General features: G+C 62.6%; 1 pseudogene. It reads right to left on the reverse strand.

Annotation, left to right across the window (positions count from 1 at the left end):
• Positions 1–277: pseudogene (locus A985_RS24055) on the reverse strand (allantoicase); the annotation flags it as partial.
• Position 278 lies beyond the last annotated feature (1 nt).

Consider the following 278-nt stretch of genomic DNA (forward strand, 5'->3'; position numbering starts at 1 on the left):
CAACGCCAAACAACACGCCCGGTCGCGCCAGCTTGACCACACACCAGTCGTAGCCGTTCACACGCTTGCGACGTGTCTCCCAACCATCCATCCACTTGCCGTTGTCGTCGTATTTGCCAGGGATGAACACGGCCGGCTCAGGGTTGAGCATGCGCTCCTTGGCCGCGAAAAACTCGTCGCTGGCCTCCAACGCCTGCGCACCCAGGCGCGGATCAGCCAAGTTGACGTAACGGCGCACAAATTCCGGTGCGTTCGGGTCTTGCGGGGCGAGGGCCATG

Origin of the sequence: Pandoraea sp. B-6, assembly GCF_000282835.1 — a bacterium.
In the GTDB taxonomy this organism is placed as follows: Bacteria; Pseudomonadota; Gammaproteobacteria; order Burkholderiales; family Burkholderiaceae; genus Pandoraea; species Pandoraea cepalis.